Origin of the sequence: Sneathiella glossodoripedis JCM 23214, assembly GCF_000616095.1 — a bacterium.
Taxonomy (GTDB): Bacteria; Pseudomonadota; Alphaproteobacteria; order Sneathiellales; family Sneathiellaceae; genus Sneathiella; species Sneathiella glossodoripedis.
The window spans coordinates 971,052-986,861 of the sequence record NZ_BAMS01000001.1 but is presented as its reverse complement, the minus strand read 5'-3'; the positions used below and the strand labels follow the sequence as shown (position 1 = coordinate 986,861).

9 protein-coding genes and 4 pseudogenes are annotated in these 15,810 nt (G+C 47.0%); 8 read left to right on the top strand and 5 right to left on the bottom strand.

All coding sequences use genetic code 11. From position 1 onward, the window contains the following. The first annotated feature begins 7 nt into the window (after positions 1-7). From JCM23214_RS04900 to JCM23214_RS19140, 4 genes and pseudogenes are all read left to right on the top strand, one after another. Positions 8-1,630, top strand: coding sequence for an acyl-CoA carboxylase subunit beta (locus JCM23214_RS04900; protein ID WP_025897885.1), 1,623 nt, complete (start codon positions 8-10; stop codon positions 1,628-1,630). Positions 1,631-1,644: 14 nt separating this feature from the next. Then, positions 1,645-2,809, top strand: a pseudogene (locus JCM23214_RS19145) (acyl-CoA dehydrogenase family protein). Further along, a complete protein-coding gene (locus JCM23214_RS04890; RefSeq protein ID WP_025897884.1) occupies positions 2,810-4,789 on the top strand; it encodes an acetyl/propionyl/methylcrotonyl-CoA carboxylase subunit alpha in 1,980 nt (659 codons plus the stop codon). After that, positions 4,789-5,942, top strand: a pseudogene (locus tag JCM23214_RS19140) (acyl-CoA dehydrogenase family protein). Before JCM23214_RS04890 ends, JCM23214_RS19140 begins: the two are co-directional and overlap by 1 nt. A 34-nt stretch (positions 5,943-5,976) precedes the next feature. Here the strand turns inward: JCM23214_RS19140 and JCM23214_RS04880 are convergent. Beyond that, positions 5,977-6,438 (bottom strand): EF-hand domain-containing protein, encoded by a 462-nt coding sequence (locus JCM23214_RS04880; RefSeq protein WP_159104300.1) that lies wholly within the window; start codon positions 6,436-6,438, stop codon positions 5,977-5,979. A 133-nt stretch (positions 6,439-6,571) separates the two neighbouring features. Between JCM23214_RS04880 and JCM23214_RS04875 the strand changes: the two genes are divergently transcribed. Genes JCM23214_RS04875 through JCM23214_RS04860 form a run of 4 tightly spaced genes read left to right on the top strand, consistent with a single transcriptional unit; the run spans position 6,572 to position 9,411 of the window. After that, positions 6,572-7,405, top strand: coding sequence for a crotonase/enoyl-CoA hydratase family protein (locus JCM23214_RS04875; RefSeq protein ID WP_025897882.1), 834 nt, complete (start codon positions 6,572-6,574; stop codon positions 7,403-7,405). After that, positions 7,405-8,034, top strand: coding sequence for a TetR/AcrR family transcriptional regulator (locus tag JCM23214_RS19135; RefSeq protein ID WP_025897881.1), 630 nt, complete (start codon positions 7,405-7,407; stop codon positions 8,032-8,034). Before JCM23214_RS04875 ends, JCM23214_RS19135 begins: the two co-directional genes overlap by 1 nt. Positions 8,035-8,065: 31 nt before the next feature. Continuing rightward, positions 8,066-8,500, top strand: a complete 435-nt coding sequence (locus JCM23214_RS04865; RefSeq protein WP_084264577.1) for a thioesterase family protein — start codon at positions 8,066-8,068, stop codon at positions 8,498-8,500. Next, on the top strand, positions 8,497-9,411 hold the full coding sequence (locus JCM23214_RS04860) for an acyl-CoA thioesterase (RefSeq protein WP_025897879.1): 915 nt from the start codon (positions 8,497-8,499) through the stop codon (positions 9,409-9,411). The genes JCM23214_RS04865 and JCM23214_RS04860 overlap by 4 nt, the downstream gene beginning before the upstream one ends. A gap of 54 nt (positions 9,412-9,465) precedes the next feature. On the opposite strand, the pseudogene JCM23214_RS19130 reads toward JCM23214_RS04860, so the two are convergent. From JCM23214_RS19130 to JCM23214_RS19125, 4 genes and pseudogenes are all read right to left on the bottom strand, one after another. After that, positions 9,466-11,600, bottom strand: a pseudogene (locus JCM23214_RS19130) (3-hydroxyacyl-CoA dehydrogenase NAD-binding domain-containing protein). A gap of 13 nt (positions 11,601-11,613) precedes the next feature. Continuing rightward, the gene (locus JCM23214_RS04850) at positions 11,614-12,822 is read right to left on the bottom strand and encodes an acetyl-CoA C-acetyltransferase (RefSeq protein ID WP_025897878.1); all 1,209 of its coding nucleotides are present in this window, start codon (positions 12,820-12,822) and stop codon (positions 11,614-11,616) included. 23 nt (positions 12,823-12,845) lie between these two features. Continuing rightward, positions 12,846-13,982: an acyl-CoA dehydrogenase family protein gene (locus JCM23214_RS04845; RefSeq protein WP_025897877.1), complete on the bottom strand. Its 1,137-nt coding sequence runs from the start codon at positions 13,980-13,982 to the stop codon at positions 12,846-12,848. A gap of 148 nt (positions 13,983-14,130) precedes the next feature. Beyond that, a pseudogene (locus JCM23214_RS19125) lies at positions 14,131-15,650 on the bottom strand (acyl-CoA dehydrogenase C-terminal domain-containing protein). Positions 15,651-15,810: the final 160 nt, after the last annotated feature.

Below are 15,810 nucleotides of genomic sequence, written 5' to 3'. Positions count from 1 at the left end.
GTACGGCATGCCTGTCATAAAATCAGAAATCGACACAACAAGTGAGTTATTTCAAGCCAATAAAAAGGCAATGCTGGAAAAAATAGAAGAGTTTCGCGCACTGGAAAGCCGGATCAGGGAAACATCAAACAGCAAGAAAGAAAAATTTGAAAAACGGGGTCAGCTTTTGCCACGTGAGCGACTGTCCCTGCTCCTCGATAAAGGCGCGCCGTTTCTGCATCTTGCGACACTTGCGGGATTGGGGATGCATGATGACGACGGAAAGACTGAAGTTCACGGGGGGGGCGTAATTATTGGTATCGGTTATGTGAGCGGTATTCGTTGCATGATCAAGGTTTCCGACAGCGCTATCAAAGGGGGAACTACAGCCCCGATGGGTCTTGAAAAAACCCTTCGTGCACAGGAAATTGTCCTCAAAAACAAGCTTCCGGTTGTAAACTTGGTAGAATCTGGAGGTGCAAACCTCCTCTATCAAGCGGAGATTTTCGTAAAAGGCGGCATGGGATTTGCCAATCAGGCCCGTATATCTGCAGCTGGCATTCCACAAGTCACTGTTGTTCATGGCTCCAGCACCGCCGGAGGAGCTTATCTTCCCGGACTTTCTGACTATGTAATTATGGTCAAAGAGCGCGCAAAAGTATTCTTGGCCGGACCTCCTCTATTAAAAGCGGCCACTGGTGAAATTGCCACCGACGAAGAGCTGGGCGGCGCACATATGCATTCCACCGTTTCAGGGGTATCTGAATATCTGGCAGAAAATGATGAAGACGGCATCAGGATAGCACGCGAAATTCTGCAAAGCCTTCCATGGAACGAAAATGGACCTGAACAATCTCGACATCACGATTATAAAGACCCCCTGTATAGCTCAGAAGACCTGCTTGGAATCGTATCGACCGACTATAAGAAACCCTATGATGTCGGAGAGATAATCGCCCGTATTACAGACGGTTCCGAGTTTCTTGATTTTAAGGAGCTTTATGGAAGTGCCACTGTTTGTGGCCACGCAAAAATTGAAGGACAAGCGGTTGGTATCCTTGGAAACAATGGCCCTATAGACGCACAAGGGGCCGCAAAGGCCGCGCAATTCATCCAGCTCTGCTGTCAATCCGGAACCCCGTTAATCTTCCTTCAGAACACGACAGGATTTATGGTCGGGACTGAGGCTGAGCAGTCTGGGATTGTCAAGCATGGATCAAAAATGATTCAAGCTGTCACCAACGCAACAGTTCCCAAAATCACCCTACAGATTGGTGCCAGCTTTGGAGCCGGGAATTATGGCATGTGCGGAAGGGCCTTTGACCCGAGATTCATTTTTGCATGGCCAAACTACCAGATCGCGGTCATGGGCGGTGAACAGGCTGCCAAAGTTCTTTCCATTGTCACGGAAGAAAAATTCCGCCGAATGGGACAAGAACCTGACAGAGAAGCTCTCGATAAAATGGAAGCCGGGATCATTGCACGGACCAGAAAAGAGTCGACCGCCTTATATGCGACAGCACGACTTTGGGACGATGGCTTAATCGACCCCAGAGACACGAGGAAAGTCTTAAGCTATTGCCTTTCGATTGCATTGGAGGGGGACAAACGAAACACAAACAGCAACACATTCGGCGTCGCACGCATGTAACTGGGGAGGAAAGAATGCTATACAAACAAGAACATCGCGAGTTTATGAATTCCCTAAGCAAGTTCATCAAACAGGAAATCACACCATTTGTTGATGAATGGGAAGACGCGGGAATATTTCCGGCAAAAGAGCTTTTCCAAAAAATGGGTGCGCAAGGTTTCCTGGGGGTCTGTAAACCCGAAGAATATGGCGGAATGGGACTCGACTACTCTTTTAGCCTCGCCATGGCTGAAACATTGGGGGAAATTCCTTGTGGCGGTGTTCCGATGGCAATCGGTGTACAAACAGACATGGCAACCCCTGCTCTCGCCCGCTTTGGCTCCGATTACGTAAAGGAGAATTACTTACGTCCGGCAATTTCAGGCGACTATGTTGCATGTATTGGTGTTTCTGAACCCAGCGCCGGCTCGGATGTGGCAGCCATAAAATCCAACGCCCGCAGCGATGGCGATGATTACGTCATTAATGGCCAGAAAATGTGGATTACCAACGGCACACAAGCAGATTTTATGTGCATGCTCGTCAATACAAGCGATGGTCCAATCCACAGTAGCAAGTCTTTGATAATTGTTCCAATGGATACGCCTGGAATTACTGTTGCCAAAAAGCTGGACAAGTTGGGTATGCGTTCCTCTGATACGGCGCAGCTTTATTTTGAAGATGTCCGCGTCCCCAAACGCAACATTATTGGTGAAGAAGGGTTAGGCTTTACCTACCAGATGCTGCAATTCCAGGAAGAGCGTTTATGGGCCGCAGGTAATGCCCTGCGTAGCTCGATAAGGCTGTTGATGATACAATTTCATATACCCGCGAGAGACAGGTTTTTGGGAAACCGCTTCTTGATAATCAGGTGATCCATTTCAGGCTTGCAGAGCTGAAAACCGAGATAGAATGCCTTCGCTCCCTCACCTATCGAGCTGTAGAAGACTATGTCGCCGGCGAAAATGTAACAATGATGGCCTCAATGGCCAAGCTAAAGGCAGGGCGCCTTACCCGAGAAGTCAATGACGCCTGTTTGCAATATTATGGCGGAATGGGTTTTATGAACGAAACCCCAATAACTCGATCCTACCGGATGGTAGACTTGCATCCATCGGCGGAGGTGCAGACGAAGTGATGTTAGGCATTATTTGCAAGTTGATGGACACGCTGCCCAAACAGAAACGGAATCAGAAATAAATGGGTGACTTTTCAAAAATCCTGATTGCGAACCGCGGAGAAATCGCGTGCCGGATCATCAAAACCGCCAAAATGATGGGATATGATACAGTCGCGGTATTTTCTGAAGCAGATAGGGATGCGCTCCATGTTGAACTGGCGGATGAAGCAGTGTGCATTGGACCGGCCGCGGTAACCGAAAGTTATTTGAATATTTCAAGTATTATCGAAGCTGCGCGCAGAACCGGAGCAGATGCAATTCATCCGGGATATGGCTTTCTGTCAGAAAATGCTGATTTTGCAAGCAAATGTAATGACTCAAACATTACTTTTGTTGGCCCATCTGCAGTCGCCATTGATGTTATGGGTAACAAGGCTGAAGCAAAACGCAGAATGATTGCTGCGAATGTGCCCTGCATACCTGGTTATGAGGAACGGGATCAGTCAGACAGCCGTTTTGTTGATGCAGCAACGAAAATTGGCTTTCCTGTCATGGTTAAGGCTGCTGCAGGTGGCGGCGGCCGCGGTATGCGTTTGGTTGAAAATAACGACCAGCTATTACGCGCATTGGAAGGCGCAAGATCCGAGGCAAAAAATGCTTTTGGCTCTGATGAGCTGATACTTGAAAAAGCGGTCGTAAATGCACGCCATATTGAAATTCAGATCTTTGCGGATAGCCAGGGGAATACCGTTCACTTGGGGGAAAGGGATTGCTCAATTCAGCGGCGCCACCAGAAAGTGATTGAAGAAGCCCCCTCCCCAGTTGTCTCGGACGAGCTTAGAGAAAAGATGGGGGCTGCTGCGGTTGCCGCGGCCAAGGCAATCAATTATGTCGGAGCCGGTACCGTTGAGTTCCTGCTCGCTGAAGATGGTTCATTTTATTTTCTGGAAATGAACACCCGCTTGCAAGTCGAGCATCCCGTTACGGAACTGATAACCGGATACGATCTAGTGGAATGGCAATTGCGCATCGCTAGGGGAGAACGCCTGCCGGAACTGCAGGAAAACATCAATTTATCAGGACACGCAATTGAAGCGCGCTTGTATGCGGAAGATCCCTATAAAAACTTCCTTCCACGTGTTGGGAAATTGCTCAAATGGATCCCCAGTGAAGGCGAAGGATTAAGAACTGACCACGGCTTGAAGGACGGTTTTGAAATCACCCCCCATTACGATGCAATGATTGCCAAAGTCATCGCATATGGCGAAACACGCGAAGATGCCAGAAGACGGCTAATACGCTCACTCAATAAGACCGTTGACCTTGGTTTGACGACCAACCGACAGTTCCTCATCGACTGTTTGAAAAATGAAACATTTGCAAAAGGACTTGCAACTACCGACTTCATAGATAAGGAGTTTCCTAAGAAACGCCGGAAAAAACCGCCACTTCAAATCAGGCACAAGATCTTAGCGGCCGCACTAACACTCCATGAAAAGCGCTTTAAGAGTAACTCACTTACCAACAACTGGTGTAGCAGTCCTATTTCCCCTCCAAAAGTGAAACTGCTAATTGATGAAGAGCCGCACGAATTTCAAATCGAGCTGTTATCCACCAATCGCTACGCCATAGATTATGATACGGATATCTCGATTGTAGAAATACTGAACGAAGACGGTGTTAACTATAGAATTTCTATAGAGGAACAGCATTTGAGTTGCCAAATTGTTCACGAAGAAAACTGCTTGCATATTTGCGCTGATGGACTGCAATTCAGCGCATCTGACATCACATTGTTAAGTGCAAACGCTGCGTCTCAATCGGCGGATGGAGCAGTCGTCGCCCCCATGAACGGAAAATTGCTCGCAATTGAAGTGAGTGAAGGTGAGAGAGTTAAGCCGGGACAACTCATAACGACCCTTGAAGCCATGAAAATGGAGCATGAAATAACAAGCCGTGTTAGTGGTGTAGTTAAGAAAATTCATGCAAAGGTGGATGATCAGGTCGCCAGTCGAACTATTCTTGTTGAAATTGAACCAGATCAGGAAAACGCCAACTAATGCCAGGATTACAGCGCTATATCCCACCACATTACACTCAGGAACACCACGTGTTTCGCGCAATGGTTCAACGCTTCGTCGCAGATGAAATAGAACCGTTCGCCAGCGAATGGGATGAAGCTGAAACCTTTCCAAGAGACCTGTACACTAAAGCGGGTGAATTGGGGCTATTAGGAATCGGCTTTCCTGAGGGATATGGCGGAACCGAAGTTGATCTGTTTTACAGTTTGATTGTGGCCGAAGAACTTGCAGCAGTCTGCGCAGGAGGTATTTCCGCCAGCCTGATGAGCCACACAATTGGTAGCCCCCCGATCAAGAATGTCGGCAATGAAGAGCAAAAGAAACGATACCTCCCTAGCATTCTCAGCGGTGATAAAATAAGCGCCTTGGCGATTACAGAACCGGATGGTGGCTCTGACGTTGCAAATTTGAAAACCACAGCAGTCCGCTATGAAGATCACTACGTCGTCAATGGTACTAAAACTTTCATAACGTCGGGAATGCGAGCCGATGTATATACGGTTGCAGTACGAACAGGTGACGTTGGAATGAACGGCATCTCCCTGTTACTCATTGACAGAGATACGGCCGGATTTGAGCGAACCCCGCTTAATAAAATGGGGTGGTGGGCATCAGACACTGCGACGCTTTATTTTGATAATTGCCGCGTTCCTGCCGCAAATTTGCTAGGCACTGAAAACCAGGGGTTTCAGGCAATTATGCTGAATTTCAACTCAGAGCGCTTATGGATGGCTGCGGGTTGTATCGCCGCCTCTCGGGCTTGTTACAATGAGGTTCTCGATTATGCGCAACAAAGAATTGTTTTTGGCAAACCTCTTAGTCAGAAACAGGTCGTAAGGCATAAACTTGTCCAAATGGCTCAGCGAATTAATGCCGCTACCGCATACCTTGATCAATCGCGCTGATGGTACATTCAGGACAACAACCTGTGGCCGATATCTGCATGTTAAAAAATCAGGCGACAGAATGCATGGAATATTGTGCCCGTGAAGGCGTTCAAACAATGGGCGGCGCAGGGTATTTGCGGGGATCCAAATCAGAACGCCTTTACAGGGAAGTTAGGGTCAATGCTATCGGCGGCGGAGCAGAAGAAATCATGCGGGATCTAGCGTCACGTCAATTAGGTATATAAAATCCGGGCCCACTCGAGGCGGACCCATTTCACGTTACCCATTATCTTTAGATCGTTGGTGCCGATCATTTCGCAGAATATTTTTAAGCCGCGAAAGTTCATCCATAGTCAGACGCCCATCTTTATCACTGTCCAGTTTCGCAAACTTCCGGTCCATGAAATCCATCATTTCTGATTTGCTTATGGCACCGTCACTATTGCTATCCAGTTCCAGCATCGTACGCATCAAGTGCTTTGATTTACGATCTTTACGAGCTTCCAACACCTCGGAACGGGTAAGCTGACCATCCTTATTCTGATCTGCGGATTTAAAATATTTTTGCCAGCGTTTCGGAAGCTCCTCCTTACTCATAAGCCCATTGTTATCTTTATCGTGTTCGCTAAAGAAATGTTCGACCCACTTGTCACCATTTTTATTCATATGTGCAGTTGCGAGCGCGATAGGAGGGATCGAAATCGCCACAGCCAAGGCAGATATCACAAAAATTTTCTTCATTTGGTTTCCTTTCAAAATGAACTCCTGACTAAAACGAAGGGAAAAACAAAATCCGTCGAAATTTTCTTTAAATATAATTTGAACAACGTTCATTTTTATGAACATAATTGTGAAAAATAGAAAGGAACACGAGATGACTGATGAAATTGTGCTTTATGAAACCGAAGAGCGGATCGCACGAATAACCTTAAATCGCCCAGAAACTCTAAATGCTATCCACCCGGATACCCCCCGCAAGCTTCGGGAAGCTGTAGAAAGAGCTAATGCGGATGATTCAGTGCATGTCATAATCCTGCAAGGAGCAGGGGACGGCTTTTGTTCCGGTTATGATTTGAAGATTTTTGCCGAAACCAGTGGCGCTAATTCAGTTATTCAGGAAATGCCATGGGATCCGATGATCGATTACAAGTTGATGATGGGATATACACAGGATTTCATGAGTATTTTTCGGTCCTACAAACCGGTTATCGCAAAGGTGCATAAATATGCCGTTGCAGGCGGTAGCGATATCGCTCTTTGCGCAGATCTGGTCGTTATGGAAGATACCGCAAAAATCGGATATCCACCTGCACGGGTTTGGGGATGCCCGACGACAGCGATGTGGGTTTATCGACTTGGACCAGAAAAAGCGAAAAGAATGCTTCTAACTGGTGATCTAATTAGCGGAACAGAAGCAAAAGATATGGGCCTTGTTGTAGATGCCGTTCCGTCTGAGAAACTTGAAGAGAGGGTGATGGAGTTGGCCAAAAGAATTGGATCTGTCCCAAAGAACCAATTGATGATGCAAAAACTTATGATCAATCAAGCCTTTGACAACATGGGATTGGCATCTACACAAATGACAGCAACGATATTTGATGGTATCACTCGTCACAGCCCAGAAGGAATGTGGTTTAAACATCGGGCCGAAGAAGCGGGCTTTCATCAAGCCGTCCATGAACGTGATAGCGGTCAAAATTTGGGATAATGCAAGAGACTAAACAAAGCAGAAAACAAGAGCTTCAAGCTTACAAGCGGCAGCAAATATTAAATGCTGCCGCATCCCTTTTCAGGCAAAATGGTCTTGAAGGCACGACCATGCGCGCAATCGCAAAAGAGGCCGGCTATTCAACAGGAGCGTCATACGCGTATTTCCAGTCCAAGGAAGAAATCTACTCTGAGCTGTTGTTTAAATCACTTCTCAACCTTACCAATCATGTAAAAGAAGCATCCTCCAATGCAGTAGGAAGAGAAAACAAGATAATCAGCGCCTTTACCGCCTACTACAATTATTATGATACCCATCCCTTCGATCTGCAATTAGGTTTGCACCTGTTTTCCAGCGGTGAAGTAAAGCGTCAGGGTTTTTCATCGGAAACAAACAAACTGCTGAACGGGAGATTAATGTCACTTCTTGGTTATCTGGCGAATTGCCTGCACAAGAACAGTAATGCTTCCGCCGAACTTGCCCAACAGGAAACGCTCGATGCAATCAGTTACGTCACTGGTGCGCTTATTCTAAAAGAAACGGGCCGGCTATCCCTTTTTGGGGCAGATAGCAAAGAAATGATCGACCGTTATGTTCATGTGATGCTACAAAGGATACAGAACCAATAATAACAATCAAAAACGGGGAGTTCTTCTTTCCATGGACAGGTATTTTGAAACCTTTCGGGGACATGTACTGAACAGTAAGTGTGATCGGATGGGTCACATGAATATACAATTCTACGGCAACTGCATCAGTCACGCCATGCAAAGTATTTTCCCAAAAATCGGCTATACGGCGGAACATATCAAAAACAGAAGCAAAGGTATGGTTGCTGTTGAACAGCAAAACAGATTTCGAGGTGAGTTGCTGGTAGGCGACCTAATGCATATGGTTTCCGGGATTGCTGGATTTACAGAAAAATCGATCACGGTCCATCACAAGCTTTACAATAGTGCAACTGAAAAATTGTCATACGAGTCTCTTGTGACAGCCCTTCACTTTGACATGCAAAAGCGCAAAGTCGTCGCCTTCGATGAAAAAACTCTTTCGAAATTACAATCCCTTAAACTGCAAGAAGAGGTATCGCTATGAGCCACACATCTTCGAAACTGATTGCAGGATATCGCGGGACTGTAGACACTTGGGAATGTGATCAGATGAAGCATATGAACGTGCAGTTCTACAGCTCTCGTGCTTCAGCTTCCCTTGCGCATCTTTTAAATGCACTAGGTTTATCTCCAGCGCGCATTCGCGAAGAACGGCGTGCACTAAAATATCGCGATCTGAGAATTCAGTATATGGCGGAAATGCATGTTGGCGCACAAATGTACGGCGTATCTGGCGTTCGTGCGGTAAAAGAAGACAGCATTCAAGCATTTACTCACTTGTATAATGCGGTCGATGATACGCTTTCATCGGTCAGTGAATTCAATCTTGTCTATCAGGATCTGGATAACGGGGAAATACTGAACACACCGCTTGATGTTCTGGAAGCAGCCAAAAAATTGGAAGATCCTCATGAGGACCTATATTGCCCAGCGCCAATAAAATCGGTGGTTATGGCTGCAAAAAAAATGGAGCATATGTTTGAAACCAGCCGCAGCGCCGTGGATGTGTGGGAATGTGATGCCTTTGGTAACATTGAAATCAGCAACATTATTGCCCGATTTTCCGATGCAGCCAGCCATATTATGGGATCGGTTGGCATAACGCGCGCGATGCAAAGGGAGCGTAATCTTGGGTCCGCAGCGCTTGACTATTATACTGAATTCCTAAGACCCATCCGCATGGCGGATTCTCTTGTCCTGAAAAGTGGGCTTTTGGACCGAAGGCCAAAAAACTTTGCATTCGGCCATCACCTGATCAATTGCGACACGGATGAAATCGTTAATTGCACGACGGTAATAGGATGTTATTTCGATATGACCGCTCGAAAATCTGTACCGTTACCACCTGAGTATTCTTCGGTCCCAGATGAGAAACTTTTGAAAAATCAGCTATAACGCACAAAAAAACGCGGCATTCACTGCCGCGTTTTTCATAAACTTCACTAATAGTTAAGCAGCGTAAAACTGTTCACCATTCGCGGCCATTTTACGAAGCATGTTTGGTGGCGTAAATCGAGCGCCATACTGTTGCGCCAGCCTGTCACATTCACCAACAAAATTCTCAACGCCAACAGTATGGATCTGACTAACTGCCCCGCCTTTGGATGGACAAAATCCCCAGCCCAGGATTGAGCCAACATCCGCATCCGTTGCAGATAACACAACTTCCTCTTCCATACAGCGCGCAGTTTCAACGGATTGAATAAACATCAGCCGTTTGATCACTTCATCAACATCAGGTTGTTCTTCTTCAGGCAATTGAGGGAAGTGCGCGGAAAGTTCTTTCCACAAATGTTTTTTCCCTCCTCGGGATATTCATAGAACCCTTTACCTTCTCTCTTACCAACGCGACCAAGCTCTTCCACCATTTTCTGGACAACAGGTTCACTTGGTGAAGCAACATACTTGTCACCTAAGTCTTTTCTGGTTTGCGTTGAAATTTTATGGATGAGGTCAAGGGCAACCTCGTCTGCCAACGCGAGTGGCCCTACCGGCATCCCAGCCATTTTTCCGGCATTATCGATCAGGGCAGGATTGACCCCTTCACCCAACATGGCAATGCCCTCGCTAACATAGGTGCCAAAAACGCGGCTTGTGTAGAAACCACGACTATCATTTACAACAATCGGAGTTTTTCGGATCGCTTTCACATAATCCATTGAACGCGCCAATGTTTCCTGACTTGTCTCTTTACCACATATAATTTCAACCAACGGCATTTTGTCTACGGGTGAGAAAAAATGTAGACCAATAAAGTTGGCTGGCCGACTACTTGCTTTAGCAAGGCCTGTTATTGGCAATGTTGATGTATTTGACGCGAAAATCGCAGTGTCAGAAATAACAGCCTCTGACTTCTCAGTCACCTGAGCCTTTATGTCACGATTTTCAAAAACCGCTTCAATTACAAGATCAGCACCCTCAAGCTTTGCATAATCGGTCGTTGGCGTAATCAAGCCTAAAATATCCGCCGCTTTTTCTGCGCTCATCCGTTTCCGTTTAACTGCTTTTTCAAGCAGGTTTTGACTATAGCTCTTACCTTTTTCTGCTGCTGTCATATCCTGATCGATAAGCACCACTTCGATACCAGCCATCGCAGTAGCATAAGCAATACCCGCTCCCATCATTCCAGCCCCAAGAACACCAACTTTGCCATATTTCTGAGTTGGAATATTTTTAGGCCGTGATGCCAATTTGTTAGCAGCACCTATTCCGAAAAATAATGATCGGATCATATTTTTCGCTTCTGGTGAAGAACAGGTTTTGACGAAATAACGGGTTTCAATTTTCAAACCATTGTCAATATCTACGCAGCATCCCTCATAAACACAGGACATAATGTTCAGCGCCGCAGGATAATTTCCTTGTGTCTTTTCACGCAGCATTGCGTTACCGGCAGTGAATGTCATCATTCCAGATGGGCTCATCGGGGCACCACCTGGGATCTTGAACTTTTTCAGATCCCAAGGCTGTATTGCATCTTCAGGCTTCGCACTTAAGAGCCAGTCACGCGCTGATGAAAGAAGCTTCTCCGCCGGGACCAGGGCATCAACGGCCCCCAACTTCAACGCCTTTTCAGGGCTCATATGTGTACCTTCAAGCAAGATTGGCAAAGCTGCCTGAATGCCAATAAGACGTGGCAGGCGCTGTGTCCCACCACCGCCGGGCAGCAAACCAACCTTCACTTCTGGCAGACCGAGTTTTGCTTTTGGATTGTCAGCAACAATTCTACGATGGCACGCAAGGCAAATTTCAAACCCACCTCCGAGCGCGGTTCCATTAATGGCAGCGACAAACGGTTTTCCCGATTTTTCGATGGATCGGAACAGCATCTGCAATTCCATACCGTTGTTGAACATCTCCTCTGCACCATTCCAGGCCTGTAGCATTTCAAGGTCGGCTCCAGCGATAAAATCCGGTTTGCCTGAAGTAATGATCACACCTTTGACGTCAGTATCAGAAATCGCTTTTTGCACAGCTTCCGCAAATGCAGGAATACTTTCATTATTGAGGACATTCATGGAACGCTCTGGCATATCCCAGGAGATTATTGCAATTCCATCAGTATCAACTGAATAATTTATCATTATTGTTCCTCCCTTATACCCGCTCAATAATAGTCGCGGTTCCCATACCAGCGCCTACACATAAGGTTACAAGTGCTGTGTTCAGATCCCGTCTCTCCAACTCGTCCAGAACGGTTCCAAGTATCATTGCACCAGTAGCGCCCAACGGGTGACCCATCGCAATTGCACCACCATTTACATTGATTTCAGAATGATCTACTCCCATCACATCCATGAACCGCAGAACCACTCCTGCAAAAGCTTCATTGAGTTCCCACAAATCGATATCTGACTTACTCATACCAGCTCGCTTTAATGCTTTCTCTGCGGCATAGGATGGCCCCGTCAGCATGATTGAAGGCTCACTACCGATTGAAGCAAAGGATTTAAATCTTGCTCTTGGCTTCACATTTATTTTTTCACCAGCTTCCCTGTTACCGATGAGCACTGCGGCTGCACCATCCACAATACCTGATGAATTTCCTGCATGATGTACGTGATTGAGCTCTTCAACTTCAGGGTAGCGTTGCTTGATCACAGCATCAAAACCATATTGAGCCCCCTGCACAGCAAATGACGGCTCCAATGCGCCAAGGGATTGCATCGTTGTTTCCGGCCGCATATGCTCATCGTGATCAAGAATTGTCAGTCCGTTCATATCTTTGACAGGGATAACTGACTTTTCAAAATATCCTTTGTCCCATGAATGTTTGGCACGTTTCTGACTTTCGACCGCATAGGCATCAGCATCGTCCCGACTGTATCCCCATTTGGTACAAATCATATCGGCACCAATTCCTTGCGGTGCAAAATAGGTTTTAAATGCAACCTGAGGATCGGCTGACCATGCACCGCCCGATGATCCCATCGGCACTCGGGACATGCTTTCTACGCCGCCACCAACAGTCAGATCACTTTGACCGGACATGACCTGCGCGGCTGCCATATTCACAGCTTCCAACCCGGATGCGCAAAATCGGTTGATCTGAACACCCGACGCTGTTTCCGCATACCCTGCGTGAAGAGGTGCAACGCGACCAATAACAGCACCTTGCTCCCCAACGGGTTCAACGCAGCCCAGGATAACATCGTCCACCAGCGAGGTATCCAGTTCATTTCGCTCCTGCACGGCTTTCAGGGCCGCTGCCGCCAGATTTACAGGCGTAACCTCATGCAGACTACCACTTGCGCGGCCTTTCCCGCGCGGAGTTCTTACGGCATCATAAATAAATGCTTCTGTCATAATTTTTCTCCCTTTTGCCGCGATCAAAGTGTCCGGCTAATAATTTCCTTCATGATTTCATTCGTGCCGCCGTAAATTCGCTGCACACGGGCATCCGCATACGCCCGCGCCACCCGATACTCCCACATGAAGCCATATCCACCATGCAGTTGAAGGCACTCATCAACCAATTTGTTTTCCAAATCCGAGCACCAGTATTTCGCCATTGCGGCGGTTTCCGCGCTTAATTCGCCATCCAGCAGTTTTTGCAGGCAGTCATCCACAAAAGTGCGTGCAATAGTTGCCTCGGTTTTGAGTTCTGCAAGTTTGAATTTTGTATTCTGGAATTGGACTATGCTGCGCCCGAAAGCATTTCTTTCTTTCGTATATTCAATGGTTTCATCCAGGACCGCTTCCATGGTAGAGGTCGCACCGATTGCAATCTGCAAGCGTTCCCATGCAAGCTCCTGCATCAGACAGAAAAAGCCTTTTCCTTCTCCCCCAAGGATTGCAGTTTCAGGCACCCTGACATCTTCAAAAAAGAGCTCCGCCGTGTCTTGGGCTTTAAGGCCCAACTTATCCAGATTACGACCTTTGGAAAAACCAGGAGTGTCTGCCTCAACAAGAAACAGAGTGGTTCCCTTCGCCCCCGCATCAGGGTCAGTTTTAGCCACTACAATTACCAGATCACTCATGAAGCCGTTTGTAATGAACGTTTTCGATCCATTTAGGATGTACTCATCGCCAACCTTTACAGCTCGTGTCTTCACACCTTGCAGGTCAGAACCCGCAGCTGGCTCGGTCATTGCAATTGCGCCAATCATTTCGCCGCTAGCGAGTTTGGGCAGATATTTTCTTTTCTGCTCTTCCGTGCCGTAATTTAGGATATAAGGCGCCACAATTTCAGAATGCAGACCAAAACCCGGTCCAGATGTGCCTGCTCGCGCCTGCTCTTCCATCATGATAACGCTAAACAGCTTATCCACTCCCAGACCACCATACTCTTCCGGAATCGTCATACAGAGCAACCCCTGCCGACCTGCTTCCAGCCAGGCTTCCCGGCTAATCTGACCATCCTTTTCCCACTGAGCATGATGCGGGATTATATGTTCTTCGTAGAAACGTCTTACCGATTCCCGAAAAATGTTATGTTCCTCCCCAAATATTTTTCTCGCTGCCATTTCGTTTTCTTCCCTAAAATATTGTTATTTTTAATATTTTTAACCACATATGACATTTTGTCATTTTTTGAACGCATTTATACACACTCAAATGAAACAGGCCGCAATAGTGTTCACTATTACGGCCTGTTCATCAAGTCCCGGTTTGCTAGAACGCTTCTGCCTCCAACTCCATCATGGTTTTGGAACCTGCGCTCATTTTAACAAGCAAAGAAGAAACATCGGGTATAATTCGTTCGAAGAAGAAACGAGCTGTCACCAATTTAGTTTCATAGAACTGCTTGTCTTCTACATTCTCCGCGAGTTTTTCTTTCGCTATCTTGGCCATTTTTGCCACATGAAGCCCAGTGCAACAATACCGAACATTCTCAAATATTCACTTGAAGCTGCACCTGCTTCATCAGGATTTGCCATTCCTTTTTCACCCAACAAAGCTGTGCCCTGCTGTAATTTGGCAAATGCTTTTGCGAGTGGCATAACGTAGTCCTTCAATTCAGGGTTCATCATATTTTCCTGAATAAAGGCATCTACCGGATGGAAAAACTGACGCAGCGCACGCCCCATGTTGGCAGGTAATTTACGACCTACAAGATCGAGCGCCTGAATTCCGTTTGCACCTTCATAAATCTGCGTGATACGCGCATCACGGACAAATTGCTCCATCCCCCATTCATGGATATATCCATGGCCACCGTAACATTGCATTGCAGTTGCAGCCAGTTCAAATCCCATGTCCGTGAAATAGGCCTTAATCACAGGTGTTAAAAGACCAAGCGCATCATCCGCGTCACGGCGCACATCCGGATCAGGATGTTTTTCAACCATGTCCACCTGCAACCCAGCCCACAATCCCAAAGCGCGAGCCCCTTCAGTAAAGGCACGGCACATAAGAAGATTTCTGCGAATATCAGGATGCACGATGATCGGATCCGCTGGCTTTTCTGGGGCTTTCGTGCCGGAAATGGAACGCCCCTGCAACCGGTCTTTGGAATATTCGACAGCGTTCTGATAAGCCACTTCCGCTTGGGACAGCCCCTGAATTCCCACACCTAAACGAGCCGCGTTCATCATTGTAAACATGGCACGCATGCCTTTGTGTGCCTCGCCTAGCAAATACCCAGTGGCATCTTCATAATTCATCACGCAAGTGGAGTTTCCATGAATGCCCATCTTGTGTTCAATCGAACCACAGGCCACCCCGTTCCGCTCGCCAGGATTACCGTCAGCATCCAGAATGAACTTTGGAACGATGAACAAGGAAACACCTTTAATGCCTTCCGGTCCCCCAGGAATTTTGGCTAGCACAAGGTGAACGATATTTTCTGCCATATCATGCTCACCGGCACTGATAAAAATCTTCGTCCCTGTGATTTTATAACTGCCATCTTCCTGAGGCACGGCTTTCGTACGCATCAGACCAAGATCAGTACCACAATGCGGCTCAGTCAGGTTCATGGTTCCTGTCCACTCACCCGTCACCATTTTGGGAAGCCAGGTGCGCTTCTGTTCTTCAGTTCCATGACGATGAATTGAAGCATAGGCGCCATGGGTCAGCCCCGGATACATTCCGAACGCCATATTGGCAGATGACATCATTTCAGCAAGCGCAATCCCCACAACATGTGGCAAGCCTTGCCCGCCATATTCCGGATCGGCGTCGATACCCATCCAGCCAGCTTCACGATACTCATCAAAGGCTTCCTTAAAGCCAGTAGGTGTTTTCACCTCCCCATCATTCCAGGTGCAACCTTCCTTGTCGCCGACCTGATTGAGAGGCTGAATAACCTCACTCATCAGTTTAGCGCTTTCATTCAAAATTGCATCCAGC